Origin of the sequence: Longimicrobium sp. (assembly GCF_036387355.1) — a bacterium.
Lineage (GTDB): Bacteria > Gemmatimonadota > Gemmatimonadetes > Longimicrobiales > Longimicrobiaceae > Longimicrobium.
On sequence record NZ_DASVTX010000084.1, the window covers coordinates 1 to 17,236 of the forward strand.

Genomic DNA, 17,236 nt, shown 5'->3' on the forward strand with positions numbered 1-17,236 from the left:
CGCCTCGCGACGCGGGTCCGGCGACAGGTCGTGCACCAGCACCGACAGCGCGGCGGACGCTTCCTCCCGCCGCACGGCGCCGCCCTGCATGGCCGCGTACTGCACGAACCAGGTGCGCAGCCGGCGGAGCGTGGGCGAGTACGGCGCCGTGCCCTGCAGGAACTTCTTGAGCCCGGTGGGGCTCATGCCGATTTCGCGGGCCACGCTGCGCAGGGAGGTGTTCTCCACGCGGGCCTGGGCGGTCTCGCGAAGGTGCTTGATGGTGGCGCTTCGGGTATCGTTGCTCATCGTCCGTGCCTTCCTTTTCTCGAACGTCCCTTCCGGGGTGGAACCAGGGCAGTGGTCCGCGCTGTTCTGCCACCTAATCTACTACCGAACAAAACCCGAAGCAAGTGGCCGGACACCCTTCCTAACTGCGCAGAGGGTGTGCACTTACGTCACTTTTCCCGGCCCGGTTTACAGAGTGTTCAGGCCCAAACGGCCCTCTGGCAAATGGTTCGGGCGGTGGCGCGCACGGAGTGGACGGGCGTGCACGCCGCCCCTCCCGGAGCCGTCCACTTCGCTCCGGCGGTGGCGCATTGCGGACGGGAACGGGTGCGCGTGAAGCGGTGCTCCGGGAGCCCGCTGCTCCGCGCCACGGTTCGAATATACTCCGAAAAAGTGCGTTGTGCACCAGTTTACGCCAGCGGTGGTGTAATCTGTCCATCTGTAACGATCGCCGCCGGCGCCCCGCCTCGCTGCCCCGAAGCTGGCCCCGGGGTGGCCTGCAGCCCGCGCGGGGATGGATGACGGGCGCGTGTCGACGGCCCTTCCGGCTGCCGCGCCGCATTGCCCCGCGCCGGGCGCGGCGGCATTTTCCGGGCTGCGCCCCGCCGCCGGCGGGGCGCTCCGAACCGCACTGCCTTGCCTGAATGCATTCGCACGCCGCACCCGCCGAGCCGCTGGCCACCTCCCCCGCGGCCCAGCCTGATCCCGGGCCGCCGACCGTGACGCCGCTGCTTCCCCGCGCCGTGCGCGCGCAGGAGGTGCCGCCCGACGCCACGCTGGAGCACCCGTCGCTGTACTTCAACCGCGAACTGGGGCTGCTGGACTTCAACTGGCGCGTGCTGCAGCAGGGGCGCGACGCGCGCACGCCGCTGCTGGAGCGGGTGCGCTTTCTGGCCATCACCAGCAGCAACCTGGACGAGTTCTTTCAAAAGCGCGTGGGCGGCCTCAAGCGGCAGCTGGCCGCGGGGGTGCAGACGCGCTCGCTGGACGGACGGACGCCCGGCGAGCAGCTGTCCATGATCACCGACGCGGCCAGTGAGATGTACGCGGCGCTGGCCCATGCGTGGGACCGCGAGCTGCGGCCGCTGCTGCGCTCCGAGGCCGACGTGGTGGTGAGCGACTGGCACGAGCTGACGGGAGGCCAGCGCGGCGCGCTCACCCGCTACTTCCGCGAGAACATCTATCCCGTCCTCACCCCGCTGGCCGTGGACCCCGGCCACCCGTTCCCCTTCATCAGCAACCTGAGCCTTTCGCTGGCCGTGCTGATGCGGCACTCCGCGCGCAACACCATGCACTTTGCGCGCATCAAGGTGCCCACCACGCAGGGGCGGTGGGTGCCGGTGCCGGAGTCGCCACACGCGCACCAGTTCGTTCCCGTGGAGCAGCTGGTGCAGGCCAACGTGGCCGAGCTGTTTCCGGGAATGGAGGTGCTGAGCGCCAGCGCGTTCCGTGTGACCCGCAACGCCGACGTGGACCGCGACGACGACGAATCAGAGGACCTGCTGGCCCTGATCAGCGAAGAGCTGCGCGAGCGCCGGTTCGCGCCCGTGGTGCGGCTGGAGGTGGAGCGGGGGATGCCTCCGGAGGTGCGCGAGCTGCTGTGCCGCGAACTGGAGCTGGACGACGCCGACGTGTACGAGTCCGCCGACATGCTGGACCATGCGGACTGCACCACGCTGGCGGACCTTGACCTGGCGCCGTTCCGCTACGACAGCTGGGAGCCGGTCGTTCCCGAGGCGCTGCAGCACGAGGGAGAAACGGAGGACGAGCGGAACATCTTTGCCATCGTGCGGCGCGGCGACGTGCTGGTGCACCATCCCTACGAATCGTTTACCGCCAGCGTGCAGCGCCTGCTGGACGAGGCCGCGGACGACCCGCACGTGCTCGCCATCAAGATGACGCTGTACCGCACCGGCGGGCAGTCGCCGGTGGTGCAGGCGCTGCTGCGCGCGGCGGAGCGGGGCAAGCAGGTAGCCGTGCTGGTGGAGGTGACGGCGCGCTTTGACGAAGCGAATAACATCGTCGGCGCGCAGATGATGGAAGATGCGGGCGTGCACGTCACCTACGGTCTCGTGGGGCTCAAGACGCACTCCAAGGTGACGCTCATCGTGCGGCTGGAAGAAGGAAAGCCGCGCACCTACTGCCACGTGGGCACCGGCAACTACCACGCAAAGACGACGCGGCTGTACACCGACTTCGGCCTGCTGACGGCGGACCCGGAGATCGGGCGCGACCTTGTCAACTTTTTCCACTTTCTCACGGGGTACGCGCCGGACCAGAACTACGACCGGCTGGTGGTCGCCCCGCGCGACATGCGGCGCGTATTTCAGGAGCGCATCCGCCGCGAGGTGGAGATCCAGCAGTCCGGCGGCACCGGGCGCGTGATCGCCAAGATGAACGCGCTGGACGACTTCGGGATGATCGTGGAGCTGTACCGCGCGTCGCAGGCGGGGGTCAAGGTGGACCTGGTCATCCGCGGGCACACGCGGCTGCGGCCGGGGCTGCCGGGGTTCAGCGAGAACATCCGGGTGACGAGCATCGTGGGCCGCTTTCTGGAGCACGACCGCATCTTCTTCTTTGGCAACGGGGGCGACCCGGAGATCTTCATGGGGAGCGCGGACTGGCGCGGCCGCAACCTGAACGAGCGGGTGGAGACGCTCGTCCCCGTGGTGGATGGCGCCCTGCGCAGCCGCCTGATCGACGTGCTGCACTTTGCGCTGAACGACAACCGGCTGTCGTGGGAGCTGAACGGCGACGGGCAGTACGTGCAGCGCCGCCCCGCGCCCGGCGAGCCGGAGGTGAACTACCAGGACGTGCTGATGCGCGACGCCGTGGCCCGCAGCCGCGCCCAGGCTGCGCGTCCCTGGGAGTTGAGCGTGTGATCCGCTGGAAACGAAATCTCCAACAGAGGCGCAGAGACACAGAGGAGAGAAGCACCTCATGTTCCGGGCAGGGAGGTGAACCCGGCCCACCCGCCAACGAGAACGACCCTGGTCCACCAAGACCAGGGTCGTTCTGTGTTGATCAAAGCCTTCTGCTGATCAGGCCAGAAATGTGTCGATGATCAGTGCCGCCGCGCCGGCCGCCATGCAGGCGATCGCGCAGGCTGGCAATCTCGACCGCTGCAGAGGTAGGCCGGTCGTCCACGCTCGATGGACAGCGAGAAGAAAGAGTGCGCAGCCGGCGATCACGCCGCAGATCGCAAGAAGGCGGGTGGCTGCCCCAGGCCCATCTGACTGCAGCGCGTACCACGCGAGCCACAGGTGAAACGAGAGCACCGCACTGAAGGCGATCGCGATGACGGCCAGGTTGAAGCGCCGTGCCATCGGCGGCGGTTCGGGACGGATCTGAGAGTCCTGCATTGGCCTGCCTCGTTAGACGGTCGGAAGCAGCATGCCCGGAGAGCACACCAGGAATCCGCCGTTTCCGGCACACACGGTCCGCGTGGACGCAACCGTTGACGGTGATCGTATGTTTACCGCCGGAAGCTAACGGCAAAACGTATCTGCGCAAAGGGAGCGGCGCGGCGGGGCGTGGCGCTGGTCTGATGCTGATGAGCCCTGCACGTTCAATCGTGGCACCAGCACCATGCTCCTTCGCGCGAGTCCATGTCGTCGCGGCACTCTGGTCCGCGCGGAATCTGCTACGATTCTGAATTGGATATTTACCGCCGGAATCCGGGCAAGCCGTCGCGGCCGTGCCCAAAGCGGTGGCGCACCTTTCGTTGAACCAGTTCGGTGCGGCGGGGCGAATCCGGCCCGCCCTGTTCACTGCAAGCATCTGTTTCCGTATCCGGGAGTTCCGTATACAGTTACGCGGACGACCAATCCGGCTGCCCTGCCGTGCATACCTTTTGCGTCTCTCCTTTTTGGGCAGAACTCAGGGTACGTTGCCCGAACGACCCCATTCCGCCTTCGCGTGCTCCCCTGCGCGACTCCACACACCCCGGAGGACGGATGTTCAAGTTCCACACTCTGGCCGTGGCCGCTCTGGCTGCGGCCACCCTCGCGGCCTGCGGCGATGCGCCCACCGCGTCGCGCGCCGCTCCCCCCGAAGCGGCCACCGAGCAGCAGCTGGACGCCATCTTCAACCAGGCCGCAGAGGAGTTCGGCGTGCCCGCGCCGCTGCTCAAGGCGGTGGGCTACGTGGAGACGCGCTGGCAGATGGTGCGCGGCGAGTCGGAGTTCCCGGGCCAGGAGCCGGCATTCGGCGTCATGGCGCTGCGGGGCGCGCGGGTGGCGCAGGGCGCCGCGCTGGCCGGCGTCACCGAGCGGCAGGTGAAGGAGTCGGCGCGGGCCAACGTGCGCGCGGCCGCTGCGCTGCTGGGCGCGTGGGCGCGCGAGGCGGGGATCGCGGCCACGGACCTGGCCGCGTGGGGGCCGGTGGTGGCGCGCTACAGCGGCATCGGCCGGCAGGACGCGCAGTCCATGTACGTGCACAACGAGGTGTACGCCACCATGAACCGCGGCGTGGTGGGCCAGACCGGCACCGGTTCGCTGGTCGCCTCCATCATGCCCGTGCAGGTGCGGGCCGCGTTCGCTCCCCCGCCCGACGGCGCCACGCTGGCCGTGGCGCCGGACTATCCGGTGGCCGGCACCATCTGGCGCCCCTCGCCCAACTACAACACGCGCCCCTCGGGCTCGCTGGGCGGCGTGCAGCTGGTCATCATCCACACCTGCGAAGGCTCGTACGCCAGCTGCTGGAGCTGGCTCACCAACACGGACGCGCAGGCCAGCGCACACTACGTGGTGAACGAGAGCGGCAGTGAGATCTCGCAGCTCGTGCGTGAAAGCAGCCGCGCCTGGCACATCGCCGCCACGTACGACTGCTCGCTCAACGGCAGCACCCTCTGCGGGCTCAACGGCTACAGCAGCAACAACTTCACCGTCGGCATCGAGCACGGCGGCTTCGCGTCGCAGACCAGCTTTCCCTCCGGGCAGCTGGACGCGTCGGCGCGCCTGTCCTGCGACCTGAGCAAGGCGTACGCGATTCCTCGCGACCGCTACCACTTTGTAGGCCACGGCCAGCTGCAGCCTTACAACCGCTCGGACCCGGGCCCCAACTGGCCGTGGACGGACTACCTGAACCGCATCAACGCCGCCTGCGGCGCCACCGCGGGCTTCGTGGTGGACAACGACAACGGCTCCAACAACAGCGCCACCGGCCGGTTTGAGTCGTCCGCCAGCTGGACGGCGTCGTCGGGCACCAGCGGCTACTACGGGAGCGGCTACTCGTTCGCGGCCACCTCGCCGGTTTCGGACGGGGCGACCTTCTGGTTCTACCTGTCGGCCAGCGGCTCCAGGACCATCGACGCCTGGTGGACGGCGGGGACCAACCGCGCGGCCGCGGCGCCGTTCATCGTCTACAACGCCGGGGGCACCGAAGTGGGCCGCGTGAGCGCCAACCAGCAGCTGAACGGCGGCCGGTGGAACGCGCTGGGCACGTGGAACTTCACCGCCGGGTGGAACAAGGTGGTGCTGAGCCGGTGGACCACGGACGGCTACGTGGTCATCGCCGACGCCATCCGCGTCCGCTGATCCATCCCCGCCTGTACGCAGTCCGTCTCCCCCGGTGCATGCCGGCCGGGGGAGATGGAGCGCGGCGGGCGGTTCCTTCCCTTTCCACCGCCGTTCCGGTGTTCTGTTGATGACGACGATGCCCCGATCCTCGCTTCTTCTCCTGGCCGCCGTGTGGATGGCGGGCGGATGCCGCGACGCGCGTTCCGCCGAGCCGGGCGCGCCCGTGGACGACATGCGCCGCGCGGAACGGAAGGCGCTGGCCGGGCAGATCATCTTCGTCTCAGAGCGCGACGGGCAGGCGGAGGTGTACGCCGTGCGGGCCGACGGCTCCGATCCGCGGCGCCTGACCAACAGCGCGTCGGCGGACTATCCGGGCGCCGTGTCGCCGGACGGCCGCGCGCTGCTGGTCGTGTCGGTGTCGGGGGATGACAAGAACACGACGGAGCGGATGGCCCTGCTTCCGCTGGATGGAAACGGGCGGGCGCGCAGCCTGGGGCCGGTGAGCGCGCGGGTGCGTTCGCCGGCTTGGTCGCCGGACGGGTCGTGGATCGTCTTCGAGTCCGACACGGCCAGCTTTCGCGACCTGTACCGCATGCGGCGCGATGGAAGCGGGCTGCAGCGGCTGACGGACAATCCGCAGGGCAACTACGACCCCGCCGTTTCGCCGGACGGGGAGTGGATCGCGTTCGTCAGCAGCCGCGACGGGGACGCGGAGATCTACCGCATGCGGATGGATGGGAGCGGCGTGCAGCGGCTGACCGCGTTCCACACGGATGACTGGGCGCCGCGCTGGTCGCCGGACGGGCGGCGGATCGCGTTCATCAGCAACCGGGGCGGGCGCGACCGGGTGTACCTGGTGGGCGCGGACGGTGTCGGCTTCCGAGCGCTGAACACGGCCGCGGACACCGCGCAGGAAGCCGAGCCCGCGTGGTCGCCGGACGGCACGCGCGTGGCGCACACCATCCGAGCGGGCGAGGGCTCGCGCATCGCGGTCACAGACCTGCGCACGGGCCGGCGGGCGGTCATCAGCCCGGCCGGCGAGTCCGCCTCGGCGCCCGCGTGGTCGCCGAACGGGCGGCACATCGCCTACACGGCGAGCCGCGGCGCGGAATCCGACATCCGCGTGGTGCGCTCGGACGGCGGAGCGTCCTTCACCCTCGTGCGCACTCCGGGCGCGGACTGGCTCCCGCGCTGGATTCGTTGATCGTTCGCGATCCCGGAAGATCCGGAATGGCCGTCACGGAAGGATGCAGGAGAAAAAGATGGACGGGTGGACAGCGCGGGTCCGCGCCGGTTCCCCCCAGCCCTCTCCCGCACGCGGTTGAGGGGAGCACCGGGTACGCACTCCACGGTTCGCCGCGCGCTCACCACTTCCGCCAACTGGATGCGGCTCGTACAGTCGGCCGCCGCCCGCCTGATCGGCCTGGGTTCGCGCCACACTCTCCGCGACCTCTGCGCCTCCCGCGTCCTTCGCGTGAGGGCAGTTGCGGTTGTGGATGATTCCAGTCAGTCACTTCCAAGCGCAAACTCCACGATCAGCGGAAAGTGGTCGCTGCCGACGTTCGGTCCGCGCTCGCGGCGGGTCACGTGCACGCCGCCCGTGGAGAGAAAATGGTCGATGGTGATGCCCAGCAGCGCGTTGTCGGCCGGCCAGGTGCGGCCCACGCCATGGCCGGCGCCGCTGTCGCGAAGGCCCGTGCGCCCCAGCAGCCGCCTGAACCGGGCGGACCACGGCGTGGTGTTCAGGTCGCCGGCCAGAATCACGGGGCCCTGCACCCGGGCGATGTAGTCTCCAACAGCACGGAGGTGCAGATCGTGGCTCCGCGCGCGCTCCGAACCCAGCGGTGGGAGCGGGTGCGTCCCCACGAGGGTAACTCGATCCGGCATCATGAACTCGCCCACCACGCTCGGCAGCCGGTCGGGCCCGAGGTGCACCACCTCGCAACGTGAACAGGGATGCCGGCTCAGCAGAGCGATCCCGAAGTTGTCGCTCCGCGCCTCCACCACGCCGTACGGGTACTCGCGGCGCAGGTCCGCCATGTCCTGCATCCAGCGTTCGTCCACCTCCATCAACAGCAGCAGGTCGGGCCGTTCCCTGCGGACGAAGCGCCGCACCGCATCGTGGTCGGGGTTGCTCGTCAGCACGTTCATGGAGATGAGCTTGGCCCTGGCGGCCACCGGCTCCGGACGCGACGGGACCAGGTAGGGCAGCACCACCGCCGCGTTCAGCGCCGCGCACGCACCGATCACCATCCCCGTCCGTCTACGCCGTGCGAGAAGGCAGAGGGCGGCGAGAACCGTGGCGAGAACCAGATACTGCACGCGGAAATGCGCGAGCAGGTCCAGCGGCCACCATGCGCCGCCCGCGAAGGCGAGCAGCGATGCCAGCCACAATCCTCCACCGGTTGCCAGGGCGCCCGCCTCCAGCATCCCGCCGCCCGAAATCCCGGCGTATCCTGCACCCGCCTGAGGGCGCGTTCCTGCTCTCGTCGTTGACACGGGTGCACACTGATTCCGGGCGAAGAAGGCCAGGCGCTCCGCGGCCTTCCGGAATGTACACCCGCCTTCGAACTCTGCACGCTCCACGAGTCGGCCGCTGCGTTCGAGCCTCGCCGGAAACGCGGGTTGGCCGGGGCGCGAACGTGCTACGATCAGCCGAAGAGGGAGGATGGGACACGGCTCCCATTCTTGCTCCTGCCATCTCTTCTTCCGTTCCGGCTCGTAAACAACAAAAAAGCGAAAGTCGCAGAGGAACAGAGAAAAGCCAGAGATGCAGAGGAGCCCTGTGCGGTCCTCTGTATCTCTGGCCGTTCTCTGTTCCTCTGTACCCCGATCTTTTTTCAGTCACTCCCCCGCCCGCGCGTTGTTGCCCGCGCGCACCGCCAATCGTAGTTTGCTCCGCCCCGCGGCCGGCCTCGTTCCGACACTCCGGCGCGGCGCACCTGCGATCCACTCGCACAGCAGAGGTGAGCGTTGGCGGACAACAACTTCGACATCGTGGTGATCGGCGCCGGCCCCGGCGGCTACGTGGCGGCCATCAAGGCGGCGCAGCTCGGATACAAGGTGGCGTGCATTGAGGAAGACAACCCCGGCGGCGTCTGCCTGAACTGGGGGTGCATCCCCACCAAGGCGCTGCTGGAGAGCGCGGCCATGATCACGCACCTGGGGCACGCCGCCGACTTCGGCGTGAACGTGGGCGAGATCAAGACCGACATGGCGCAGGCCGTAAAGCGCTCGCGCCAGGTGAGCGAACGGCTCACCAAGGGCGTGCAGGGGCTGTTCAAGAAGAACAAGGTCACCCACTTCCCCGGACGCGGCCGCCTGGCCGGCAAGGGCAAGGTAGAAGTGACGCCCAAGGACGGCGGCGCCAAGCAGACGGTGACGGCCAAGCACGTCATCATCGCCACCGGCAGCAAGCCGCGCGACCTGCCGTTCCTCAAGATCGACCACCAGCGCGTGTGGGACAGCACCGACGCCATGCTGGCCAAGGAAGCGCCCAAGACGCTGGCCGTGGTGGGCGCGGGCGCCATCGGCTGCGAGTTCGCGGACGTGTACGCGGCGTTCGGCACGCAGGTCACCATCATTGAAATGGCCGACCGCATTCTGCCGCTGGAAGACCGCGAGTGCAGCGCGGTGGTGGAAAAGAGCTACAAGAAGCGCGGCATCCAGATCCTCACCAACGTCAAGCTCGACAAGGCCGAGGTGGGCGCCGACAGCGTCAAGCTGTCCATCACCGACGCCAAGGGGCAGACGCAGACCATCGAGGCGGAGCGCGTGCTTTCCGCTATCGGCCGCGTGCCGCTGACGGCGGACCTGGGGCTGGAGTCGGCCGGCGTGCAGCTTACGGAGCGCGGCTTCATTGGCGTGGACCGGCGGATGCGCACCAACGTGGAAGGCATCTACGCCATCGGCGACGTGGCCGGGCCGCCGCTGCTGGCGCACAAGGGATCGCACGAGGGCGTGGCGTGCATCCTGGGCATTCACGGCGACCCGCACGCGGGGATTGACTACAACAACATCCCCAACTGCACCTACTGCCACCCGGAAGTCGCCAGCGTGGGGCTCACGGAGGAGCAGGCGCGCGCGCAGGGGATCGACATCCAGGTGGGCAAGTTCCCCTGGATCGCCAACGGGCGCGCGCTCACCGCCGGCGACACGGACGGCTTCGTGAAGGTGATCCGCGATACGAAGTACAGCGAACTGGTGGGGGCGCACATCGTCGGCCCGCACGCCACGGAGCTGATCGCGGAGTTCGTGGTGGGCCGGCACCTGGAGACCACGGTGGAGGAGATGGACCGCGCGATCCATCCGCACCCCACGCTCTCCGAGGCCATCGGCGAGGCCGCGCTGGCCGCCCTGGGCCACGCACTGCACATCTGATCCTGATCGGATCGCGGTGGATGGACGAGAACGGCCCCGGAGCACACTCCGGGGCCGTTCGGCGTTCTGTCACTGCGGATCAACCAATCCGCTCAGCCGCCACAGCCGTTGCACGTGTAGTTGACGGTGTAGTCGGTGCCGCACTGGTACGGGTCGCACGTGTACTGGCCGTAGGTGTCCGGGCAGCCGCAGGTCTGGCCGCTCCCGCCTCCCCCTCCCCCGGGGACGCACTCCTCTTCCGTGTAGCCGCACTCCGAGGTCGGCGCCACCCTCATGTTGCCCTGCACGGTGCCGAGGCCCGCGGCTTCGTCCGTTCCGGTGGTGTACGACTGCACGTGCAACTGGTCCAGATTCAGCTTTAGCTTCTTCATGGGATTCGGGGCGGTGCGGCCCAAAGGGCGCGCGGTGAGGAGGATTGCCGTCCGGGGTCATGGACGGCGGCACGCGGCCACCCTTCGCTGAGGGGGCCGCTGTCCGGCATCAACGGCGACCGATGGAGGGCACGGCTGATGGCCCGGCAATCCGCATTTCCAGTGCCATTATCGTCCGAAACAGAGAGGTGGCCCAGATGCGCGGTGCCTCGTCGATCAGGCAGATCGATAGGTGCTCTCGCGGCGCGAAACCGCGTTTCCTCCCCACGCGGCACCCTGGCCAGCCGTGGGCGGAGGCTCAGGCCGGGACGGTGCCGCCCAGATCCGATGTGCACGCCGGGCAGCGCGTGGCGGCGATGTGGATGCGGGACCGGCAGAACGGGCAGTCCTTTTCGCTCGGCTGGGGCGGCGCGGCGGCTTGGCGAGCGCGCAGCCGGTCGTATGACTTCACCAGCAGGTACACGGCGAACGCGGTGATCAGGAACGCGAGCACGTTGTTCAGAAACACGCCGTAGCTGATGATCGGTGCGCCCGCCTCCACCGCGGCGGCACGGGTGGCGAAGCGCTCGCCGGACAGCGGAAGATAAAGCTCGCTGAAATCCACGCCGCCCAGCAGCATGCCGATGGGCGGCATCAGGATGTCGTCCACGAACGACTTGACGACGGTGGTGAACGCGGCGCCGATCACGATGCCGACCGCCAGGTCCATCACGTTGCCGCGCGCAATGAAGGAGCGGAATCCGCTCAGCATGGGCTTGTCCGGAGGGGGAAGGGTGGGACGGATGTGGACGGGCGGGAGATCACGGAGGGCGCCGCGGGCCGGCGCCCTCCGCCGTTCATGCGCTCAGCCCGACCACTGCTCGTCGGCGGTGGGGCCGTAGGTGGCGGGAACGGGGATGTCCAGCATCCGCAGGTACACGCCGATCTGCGCGCGGTGGTGGATGATGTGGTTCAGCACCATCGACCGGATCACCGCCACCCGCGGCATCTGCAGGATCACGTGATCGCCCACGCGGAGCGTCCACTGCCCCTGCATGGTCGCGTCCGCCGCGCCGGTGATGGCGCCGCGCACGGCTGCCGCGTTCTCGTCGAACATGGCCAGGATGGCGGCGCTGCTCTCCGGGGACGACTGCTTGCCCTGCGTCGCGAGGTCCAGTTCATCGCTCGTGAGAATGACGCTGGTCCACCCGGTCAGGTTGGCCACGTGAGAAGCCAGATCGCCGATGCTGAACGACTTGGGGTGCGGCTTCCACCCCAGCTGGTCGGTGGGGACGCGCTCCAGCACGCGGCGGGTGGCGGCCAGTTCAGGCTCGAGGTCCGCCAGCGCGGTGCGGGCGATGGAGTGCTCGGTGGTGGTCGCGGTCTCTGTCATGGCGTGTCGATTGGGGTGATGGGTTCGGGCGCGGCCCGGGCGAGCCGCGCGGTACCACGATGCAGCCGGCCGGGCGCCCGCGCAGGGGGTCAGCGCGGGGGACGCGGCACGGGATCGCTCACTCGTGGAGCAGCGTTGCCTTGCCGGGCAGATGGCGCCGGATGATCCCGCGCAGTTCCGCGAGCGTGTGCGGCGCAATGGTGCGGCGGGGGATGAAGAACGCGTTGCCCCAATGGTAGAAGATCAGCACGAACTCTTCCGTTTCCACCACGCGCCGGAGCGAGGCCCACGCAAAGAACGCGTCGCCCTTGCCGTTGCTCCGGCGCACGCCCCGGTCGCTGAACGTTGTTACGATGGACCGTCCATCCGGGCCGATCTCCCGCTCTTTCATCCTGGCGAGCTGCCGGGCGGCAAGGTTCGGAATCAGCCAGCAGACGAACAGGATCGCGCCCGTGATGGCGGCGACCCGCACCGCGTCCGCCGGCGTCTGGATGTACCTGCGGATCGTGCTGGCGTACAACAGTGCCAGGAACGCCCACCCCACCCACGGCGGCAGAATGCGTGAGTGGCGATGGGTCGCGTCCCACGACCGCAGGAACTCCGCCCGGTTCCACTCGAAGCGCACGTCCAGCGGGGCTGAATCAACCGTTTGCGTCGTCATTGTTCCGTACTGTTCGGGGCAGTGGCCACCGCGGTTGTGGATCCAGGTGGCGCCCTGTTCCTGCCCTTCCGTCACGCCGCCGAACGAGGCGCCTGATCCCTGATGATCTGCGCGAGAGCCCGGAGCGCGCGGTTCACCGATTCGGCGTCCGGGAAAATCTCGGCCACGTCCGGGTCGAGCAGGACGAGGTTGGTGCCTTCGGTGAAGGGTATGCGTATTTGCCCCGCACTGCGCCCGCGAGGCTGTACTCCGGCAGGATCTCGTCGTCCGGAATGCCGTTTCCATTCATGATTCACTCCAGTCGTTCGCGTACTCCCGGCTTTCGCGACCTGTCATTCGGCGCGCGCTGATGATTCGAATTGTTTTCCCACGGTCTGTGTGCATCACCGCCAGCAGGCGGTCCCGGGCAGATCTCCCGAAGAGCACGTACCGGGTCTCCTCTCCTGAGTGCCGCTCGTCTTCGACCGTTGCGCAGAGCGGGTCATGGAATCGAGATGTGTTCACGCGGCGGCGGCTCGGGTACGTCCGCGTCAGCTTGCGGCCGGGGCGGGCGGCGGCGACTCGCCGCGCAGGATGGGCTCCAGCGTCTTCCACACGGTCTCGGCGACGATACGATGGCCGCGCGCGTTGGGATGCACGCCGTCGGCCAGGTTCAGGTCGCGGTTGCCGGCCACCCCCTCCAGCAGAAAGGGGATGAGGGTAAGCCCGTTGCGCTGGGCCAGTTCTGGATACGTGGGATCGAACCGCTCCACGTACGCCCGCCCCAGGTTGGGCGCGGCCCGCATCCCCACCAGCACGATGCGCGCATTGGGCCGCGCGGCGCGCACGGTGTCGACGATGGCCTGCAGGTTGGCGCGCAGCGAGTCCACGTCCGTGCCCTGCAGCATGTCGTTGGCCCCCGTCTCCAGCACCAGCACGTCGAACGGCATGCGCAGCAGCCATCCGATGCGGCCGCGCGCGCCCGCGCTCTTTTCGCCGCTGAGCCCGGCGTTCACCGTGCTCCACGCCAGCCCCGCCGAGTCGATCTTCTGCTGGATGAGCGCGGGGTACGCCTCGTTGCGCTCCAGCCCGTAGCCGTCCGTAAGGCTGGTGCCCAGGAACACCGCCACGCGCCGCGTCTGGCTCGGCGTGGCGTCGGACGGCTTCGTGCCCTCCGCCGAACGTTGGGCAGACCTGTTGCCATCCGGGCGTCCGCACCCGACAATCAAGGCCAGCAGGGCCAGCGCGGGCCCCGCGCGGCGCAGAGAAGACACGATGCTCATCGCAGACAATCTCCAGAAGACCTATCGCAGCGGCGGGCAGCCGCTGTCCGCTCTCCGAAACGTACACTTTCAGGTGGAGCCCGGCGAGACGGTGGCCATCGTGGGGCCGTCCGGAAGCGGCAAGACCACCCTGCTGGGGCTGCTGGCCGGGCTGGACCGCCCCACCAGCGGCCGCGTGCTGCTGGACGGCACCGACATGGGCGCCCTGAGCGAAGACGGCCGCGCCCGGCTGCGGCGGGAAAAGATCGGCTTCGTGTTTCAGTCGTTCCAGCTGATCCCCACGCTGACCGCGCGGGAAAACGTCGCGGTGCCGCTGGACCTGGCGGGCACCGGCGGGGGCGCCGCGCGCGCGGACGAACTGCTGGGGCGCGTGGGGCTGGGCGGGCGCGGGCACCACTATCCCACGCAGCTTTCCGGGGGCGAGCAGCAGCGCGTGGCGCTGGCCCGCGCCTTCATCCACCGCCCCACCATCCTGTTCGCGGACGAGCCCACCGGCAACCTGGATGCCGCCACCGGCGAGCGCATCGTGGAACTGATGATGGAGCTGAACCGCGAGCTGGGCACCACGCTGGTGCTGGTGACGCACGACAGCGGGCTGGCCGCGCGGATGCGCCGCGTGATCCGCCTGGCCGACGGCGCCGTGGTGAGCGACGAGCGGGGCGCGGCGTGAGCGCACTGCGGCCGCTGTTTGCCCTCTCGTGGCGGGAAAGCCGTTTCGCGCGCCGCCGGCTGCTCCTCTTCCTCTCCTCCATCACACTGGGCGTGGCGGCGCTGGTGGCCACGCAGTCGTTCGCCGCCAACCTTGCGTCTGGAGTGCGCGAGCAGGCCAAGTCGTTCGTGGGCGCCGACCTGAGCCTGAGCAGCAACCGGGTGATGGGGCCGCGCACGCAGCGGCTGATCGACTCCCTTCGCGCCGCGCGCGTCCCCGTGGCGCGCGTGACCACCTTTGCTTCGATGGCGCTCGCGGAGCGCACGGCGGGGGCGCGGCTGGCGCAGGTGCGCGCGGTGGAGCCGGGGTTCCCCTTCTACGGCGAGATCCTGACGTCCCCCGCCGGCCAGTACGCCCGGCTGCACGCCGGCCGCAACGCGCTGGTGGACCCGGCGCTGCTCGTGGCGCTGGACGCGCGCGTGGGGGACATGATCCGGCTGGGGGAGGCGCGCTTCACCATCATCGGCACGCTGGAAAAGGTGCCCGGGGCCGTGGGCGTGGGCGCGCTGTTCGCGCCGCGGCTGTACATCCCCGCGCGCTACCTGGCGGAAACCAGGCTGGTGCAGTTCGGCAGCCGAGTGGAGTACGAGGCGTTCGCGCGGCTGCCGCAGGCGGGCGCGGCGGAGCGGTGGGTGGAGGCGCACCGCCCCGTGTTCCGCGCGGAACGGGTGCGGGCCAGCACCGCGTCCGGCCAGCAGCGCGACCTCGATGAGGCGCTGGGGCGGCTCGGGTCGTTTCTGGGGCTGATCGGCACCTTTGCGCTGCTGCTGGGCGGCATCGGGGTGGCGAGCGCGATGGGCGCGTACATGGCGCAGAAGCGCGACACGGTGGCCACGCTGCGCTGCCTGGGCGCCACCGCGCCGCAGGTGCTGTTCATCTACCTCCTGCAGGCGGGGGTGATGGGGCTCATCGGCGCCGGCATCGGCACGGCGATCGGGGTGGCGGTGCAGTGGGTGCTGCCGCGGCTGCTGGCGGACCTGCTTCCCGTGGAAGTGCAGACCGCGGTGAGCCCGGCCGCCGTGGCGACGGGGATCGGGATCGGCGTGTGGATCGCGGTCGCCTTCGCGCTGCTGCCGCTGCTGGCCACGCGGCACATCAGCCCGCTGCAGGCCATCCGCCGGCGGGTGGAGGAGGAGCCGCGGACGGGCGGACGCGACCCGTGGACGCTCGGCGGGTGGGCGCTGCTGGCGGCGAGCATCGTCGGCCTGGTCATCTTTCAGGCCGGGGAGTTGAGGAACGGCGCGGGCTTCGCGGCGGGGATCGCGGCCACGCTGGGCGCCCTGTGGCTGAGCGCGTGGACGGTGATGTGGCTGGCGCGGCGCACGCCGGGGCGCGGCCTGCCGTATCCCACGCGGCAGGGGATCGCCAACCTGTACCGCCCGGGGAACCAGACGCGCGTGGTGGTGCTGGCGCTGGGCTTCGGCGTGTGGCTGCTGGCGACCGTGTACCTGGTGCAGCTGAACCTGCTGGCGCCGCTGCAGGTGAACACGGCCAGCCAGGGCAACCTGCTGCTGTTTGACGTGCAGGCCCAGCAGGAGCGCGGGGTGGATTCGCTGCTGCGGGGCAGCGGGACGTCGGTGCTGCAGCGCGCCCCCATCATCCCCATGCGCATCCACTCCATCAACGGCGTGGATGCGTCGGTGCTGGCCCCGGACAATCCGGACTCCGAGGCGGACGGACCGCCCGAGGAGGAGCAGGGGCCGCCCAAGGGGCGGGAGAAGGGTGCCCGGCGGAACGACGGCCAGCCGGAGCGCTGGGCGGTGCGGCGCGAGTACCGCTCCACCTTTCGCGACACGCTCGTGCGGTCGGAAAAGGTGCGCGAAGGAAAGTTCTGGCGCGCGGGCGGGGGCGGGGCGGACGCTGGCGGGGTGGCGGAGGTGTCGATGGACCTCACCGTGGCCGAGGACCTGGCCATCGCGCTGGGCGACACCATCGTGTGGGACGTGCAGGGGGTGCGCATTCCCACGCGCATCAGTTCGTTCCGCGAGGTGGACTGGGGGCGGCTGGAGCCCAACTTCTTTGCCGTCTTTCCCTCGTCCGTGCTGGAGGGGGCGCCGCAGACGTGGGTGATGCTGGCCCGCGCGCCCGACGCGCCCACCCGCGCCACCGTGCAGCGCGACGTGGTGCGGCGCTTCAGCAACGTCGCCGTGCTGGACCTGACCGCCATTCAGGCCGCCCTGGACGAGGTGCTGGGGCGCGTGGCCGCGGTGATCCGCTTTCTGGCCGCGTTCAGCGTAGCGACGGGGTTCATCGTGCTGCTGGGCGCGGTGCTCACGGGCCGGCTGCAGCGCATTCGCGAGAGCGTGCTGCTGCGCACGCTGGGCGCCACGCGCAGGCAGGTGGCCGGCGTGCTGTTCGCCGAGTACACGGCGCTGGGGATGATGGCGAGCCTTGCCGGGATTCTGCTGGCGGTGGGCGCGGGCTGGGCGCTGATGAAGTGGGTGTTCCAGTCGGAGTTCCACGTCCCTGCGCTGCCGCTGCTCTGGCTGGCGCTGGGGGTCACGGCGATGAGCGCCGTGGTGGGGCTGCTCGCGAGCCGCGAGGTGTTCCGGCACACGCCGCTGGAGGCGCTGCGGGAGGAGTAGGAACCCGGCGGGGTTGATGGATGGATGGGTGGGTCTGGCGAGGTTGGTGCGTGCGGCCAGCGCCCTCACCCGGCCGGCGCCCTCACCCGGCCGGCGCCCTCACCCGGCCG

At 69.7% G+C, this 17,236-nt stretch carries 14 protein-coding genes and 1 pseudogene; 6 read left to right on the top strand and 9 right to left on the bottom strand.

The features are described from left to right. Positions 1–288, bottom strand: a pseudogene (locus VF665_RS03990) (hypothetical protein); the annotation flags it as partial. Between the two features lie 623 nt (positions 289–911). Here VF665_RS03990 and ppk1 point away from each other — a divergent pair. Next, positions 912–3,149 (top strand): polyphosphate kinase 1, encoded by a 2,238-nt coding sequence (ppk1, locus tag VF665_RS03995; RefSeq protein WP_331052116.1) that lies wholly within the window; start codon positions 912–914, stop codon positions 3,147–3,149. Between the two features lie 159 nt (positions 3,150–3,308). Here ppk1 and VF665_RS04000 read toward each other — a convergent pair whose 3' ends face one another. Beyond that, complete coding sequence (locus tag VF665_RS04000) at positions 3,309–3,629, bottom strand: hypothetical protein (RefSeq protein WP_331052117.1); 321 nt, start codon at positions 3,627–3,629, stop codon at positions 3,309–3,311. A 594-nt stretch (positions 3,630–4,223) separates the two neighbouring features. On the opposite strand from VF665_RS04000, the gene VF665_RS04005 reads away from it, so the two are divergent. Then, on the top strand, positions 4,224–5,804 hold the full coding sequence (locus VF665_RS04005; RefSeq protein ID WP_331052118.1) for an N-acetylmuramoyl-L-alanine amidase: 1,581 nt from the start codon (positions 4,224–4,226) through the stop codon (positions 5,802–5,804). 109 nt (positions 5,805–5,913) lie between these two features. Further along, on the top strand, positions 5,914–6,990 hold the full coding sequence (locus VF665_RS04010; protein ID WP_331052119.1) for a hypothetical protein: 1,077 nt from the start codon (positions 5,914–5,916) through the stop codon (positions 6,988–6,990). 302 nt (positions 6,991–7,292) lie between these two features. Here VF665_RS04010 and VF665_RS04015 read toward each other — a convergent pair whose 3' ends face one another. After that, positions 7,293–8,216, bottom strand: a complete 924-nt coding sequence (locus VF665_RS04015; RefSeq protein ID WP_331052120.1) for an endonuclease/exonuclease/phosphatase family protein — start codon at positions 8,214–8,216, stop codon at positions 7,293–7,295. Between the two features lie 543 nt (positions 8,217–8,759). Here VF665_RS04015 and lpdA point away from each other — a divergent pair. Continuing rightward, complete coding sequence (lpdA, locus tag VF665_RS04020; protein ID WP_331052121.1) at positions 8,760–10,166, top strand: dihydrolipoyl dehydrogenase; 1,407 nt, start codon at positions 8,760–8,762, stop codon at positions 10,164–10,166. Between the two features lie 92 nt (positions 10,167–10,258). Here lpdA and VF665_RS04025 read toward each other — a convergent pair whose 3' ends face one another. The 6 genes from VF665_RS04025 to VF665_RS04045 all read right to left on the bottom strand — a co-directional run bounded on the left by VF665_RS04025 (position 10,259) and on the right by VF665_RS04045 (position 13,832). Then, positions 10,259–10,537 carry a hypothetical protein gene (locus VF665_RS04025; protein ID WP_331052122.1) on the bottom strand — a complete coding sequence of 93 codons (279 nt, stop codon included), beginning with the start codon at positions 10,535–10,537 and terminating at the stop codon, positions 10,259–10,261. A gap of 298 nt (positions 10,538–10,835) precedes the next feature. After that, positions 10,836–11,288, bottom strand: coding sequence for a large conductance mechanosensitive channel protein MscL (mscL, locus tag VF665_RS04030; RefSeq protein ID WP_331052123.1), 453 nt, complete (start codon positions 11,286–11,288; stop codon positions 10,836–10,838). A gap of 93 nt (positions 11,289–11,381) precedes the next feature. Further along, complete coding sequence (locus VF665_RS04035; RefSeq protein ID WP_331052124.1) at positions 11,382–11,909, bottom strand: DinB family protein; 528 nt, start codon at positions 11,907–11,909, stop codon at positions 11,382–11,384. Between the two features lie 118 nt (positions 11,910–12,027). After that, on the bottom strand, positions 12,028–12,570 hold the full coding sequence (locus VF665_RS04040) for a YcxB family protein (RefSeq protein WP_331052125.1): 543 nt from the start codon (positions 12,568–12,570) through the stop codon (positions 12,028–12,030). 285 nt (positions 12,571–12,855) lie between these two features. Next, on the bottom strand, positions 12,856–13,164 hold the full coding sequence (locus tag VF665_RS25855) for a BrnT family toxin (RefSeq protein ID WP_349263096.1): 309 nt from the start codon (positions 13,162–13,164) through the stop codon (positions 12,856–12,858). Continuing rightward, positions 13,101–13,832, bottom strand: a complete 732-nt coding sequence (locus tag VF665_RS04045; RefSeq protein ID WP_331052126.1) for an arylesterase — start codon at positions 13,830–13,832, stop codon at positions 13,101–13,103. The genes VF665_RS25855 and VF665_RS04045 overlap by 64 nt, the downstream gene beginning before the upstream one ends. Here VF665_RS04045 and VF665_RS04050 point away from each other — a divergent pair. Together VF665_RS04050 and VF665_RS04055 are read left to right on the top strand one after the other, a co-directional pair. Further along, a complete protein-coding gene (locus VF665_RS04050; RefSeq protein WP_331052127.1) occupies positions 13,825–14,502 on the top strand; it encodes an ABC transporter ATP-binding protein in 678 nt (225 codons plus the stop codon). The genes VF665_RS04045 and VF665_RS04050 overlap by 8 nt on opposite strands. Next, positions 14,499–17,126, top strand: coding sequence for an ABC transporter permease (locus VF665_RS04055; RefSeq protein ID WP_331052128.1), 2,628 nt, complete (start codon positions 14,499–14,501; stop codon positions 17,124–17,126). The genes VF665_RS04050 and VF665_RS04055 overlap by 4 nt, the downstream gene beginning before the upstream one ends. The last annotated feature ends 110 nt before the right edge of the window (positions 17,127–17,236 follow it).